At 42.2% G+C, this 2,498-nt stretch carries 3 protein-coding genes; all 3 read right to left on the reverse strand.

What is annotated here, in order from left to right:
• Window positions 1–164 precede the first annotated feature (164 nt).
• From IE039_RS08205 to map, 3 genes are read right to left on the reverse strand one after another with little or no spacing between them, the layout of a single operon-like run.
• Window positions 165–941 carry a DUF4422 domain-containing protein gene (locus IE039_RS08205; protein ID WP_189429014.1) on the reverse strand — a complete coding sequence of 259 codons (777 nt, stop codon included), beginning with the start codon at window positions 939–941 and terminating at the stop codon, window positions 165–167.
• 25 nt (window positions 942–966) lie between these two features.
• Window positions 967–1,602, reverse strand: a complete 636-nt coding sequence (locus IE039_RS08210) for a sugar transferase (protein WP_029509732.1) — start codon at window positions 1,600–1,602, stop codon at window positions 967–969.
• Between the two features lie 15 nt (window positions 1,603–1,617).
• Window positions 1,618–2,406 (reverse strand): type I methionyl aminopeptidase, encoded by a 789-nt coding sequence (gene map, locus IE039_RS08215; protein WP_010005520.1) that lies wholly within the window; start codon window positions 2,404–2,406, stop codon window positions 1,618–1,620.
• Window positions 2,407–2,498: the final 92 nt, after the last annotated feature.

Genomic DNA, 2,498 nt, shown 5'->3' on the forward strand with positions numbered 1-2,498 from the left:
AACACCATTAAAGACCTTGATGGGTTTTTCTGTCCACTTAAATGTTCAACTTAAATTTTACAATCTGCCATATCAAAAATCATACCATGATGTGATTTGCTACAGCATGTTCATAACATGCCACATCGCCGCCCTAATTTATGGCACAAAAAAAGCCAATCACCTTAATGTGATCGACCAATGCCAATTTTCCGTGCGACAAACCGGCCACCTTTGAGCAGCCAATTTTGCTTTCCCATAAAAACAACCGGGACTTCTTGATACTGAATCTGGTTTTTTTCCAACCAGACGTCCAGTAAGCGTTCACTCAAGAAACCGTACACCCGCTGTTCATAACTATCCCACGTTTCAACATCTGCTTGCACACGGGCTTCCACGGCAAATAAAATATCAAATAACCAATCAACATACGCATCAAACCGATCACGCCGCATAATGAACATATTAAACATATGCGCCCATGTCCGTGACATATTGTGATCAAAGGCTGCCAAATAGTCTGGCTGCTTTGTCGCGATGACTTCACGCAAAATATCAAGTGGCGCTTCATGATGCGCATGCCGATAATGCGAGTCACTGGATTCAATCCAGTAGCGCCGCTTTTTTGGCAAAATTACATCATTTTTGGCCAACAAGTCTGCTAACTGCGCTGACGTCAAAATTTTGGCTAAATCTTTTTGCCGAGAAAATGAAAAGAATCGGCGGTAATGGACCAACCCAATCACATCAGCATCGCTATTATGACGTGCCCAGTAAATGGCGGTCAATTCATTGAAATACGGATTTTTTTCAGAAATATTACGACCAGTATCATCTGAAATAAAGCCGGGAAATCGCTCTGCTGATAGCGCGGCACCAACTTGAATTGGCGTATAAATTGTTTCATCTGGCACCGGTACAACTTTGTGCGCTGCCATTAAAATTTGCGTTTTATTTGTCATTCATACTACCAAATACAGGCAGCCTTTAATAGGCACCTTTAGATTTAAATATCGCAATGATATTTCGGAACACGATACTAATGTCATACCAAAAACCAGCATTCGCAACGTATTCTAATTCGATTTGTGTTCGTTCTGGATACTCAATCAATGAGCGACCACTGGCCTGCCAAAGACCTAAGGCACCAGGTCTTACTGACAAAAACAAAGCGACTTGATCGCCATATTCTTTCAACTCTTCAGCAACAATCGGCCGAGGCCCGACCAGGCTCATATCCCCAATGAGCATATTCCAAAACTGCGGTAATTCATCAATTGTTGATCGGCGTAAAAAAGCCCCAAGCTTGGTAATACGTGGATCTTCCTTCGTCGGTAACTTATAGCCATTGGCGACGTATTTGTCATACAATGCCTGGTTCGACTTCAAGATGTCTTCTGCGTTGGGTACCATTGAACGAAATTTATAAATATCAAATGTTTTCCCGTTGCGACCAACCCGTTGTTGCTTAAAAAATGCCGGCGACTGTGGGCTATCAACTTTTAATAAGATATAAACGATCAAAAATATCGGCGACAGTACGATCAATCCCAATAACGCAAAAACAATATCGATGCATCGTTTTGCAATCAAGTATGATCGACGTTTTGGCTTTATTTTCAATTTTCCAACTCACTTTTACAAATATTTTGCATCAAATTCCGGATCTTGACTTGTCAAGATTTTAGGACCGTCTTTCGTGATTGCTAAGGTGTGTTCATATTGTGCTGACCATGAGCCATCAAGGGTTGAAACTGTCCAGCCGTCTGCTTCCGTATCGTCCGTTTCAACTTCCCAACCACCAAGGTTAATCATTGGTTCGATAGTAATGACCATGCCTTCGCGCAAACGAACGCCATGACCTGGCTTACCATAATGTGGCACTTGTGGGTCTTCATGCATCGTTGGGCCAACACCATGACCAATATATTGGCGCACATCGCCATAGCCATGTTCAACTTCTGTATATTGTTGAATGGCATGCCCAATATCACCAATACGATTGCCAATAACAGCTTGGTCAATACCAAGATACATCGCTTTTTTTGTCACGTCCATCAATTGTGCCACTTCGGGTGACACTTCGCCAACTGCATAAGACCAAGCAGAATCTGAAACCGCGCCATTAAGGCCAACAACGGTGTCCACTTTAACGAGATCGCCGTTCTTTAATTTGAGGCCTTTACGTGGTAAACCGTGGGCCACTTCATCATTAATACTGATGGTCGTGGCATACTTAAAGCCTTCGTAACCAATTTGCAAAGGTACGCCCCCGTGAATTTCAATATACTCACGCGCCTTTGTCTCAATTTCCCAAGTATCAATACCTGGTTGAATCAAATCACGTAACATATGATGCATGCCAGCAATAATGGCACCAGACTGGCGCATGGCTTCAATTTCTCTTGGTGATTTTAAAGTAATCATGTTTCAATATCTTCTTTCTAAATGGCAGATTGCAAGAAATAACTTGAACGAATTTAGTGACGTAGATTAAGTAAGAAGATCTCGATTGGTGT

It is taken from the genome of Leuconostoc lactis KCTC 3528 = DSM 20202 (genome assembly GCF_014651235.1).
Classification (GTDB): Bacteria; Bacillota; Bacilli; order Lactobacillales; family Lactobacillaceae; genus Leuconostoc; species Leuconostoc lactis.

Excerpts from the sequence above, each read along its gene's own strand:
- IE039_RS08205 (WP_189429014.1), bottom strand. The coding sequence starts at position 941 with ATGACAAATAAAACGCAAATTTTAATGGCAGCGCACAAAGTTGTACCG.
- map (WP_010005520.1), bottom strand. The coding sequence starts at position 2,406 with ATGATTACTTTAAAATCACCAAGAGAAATTGAAGCCATGCGCCAGTCT.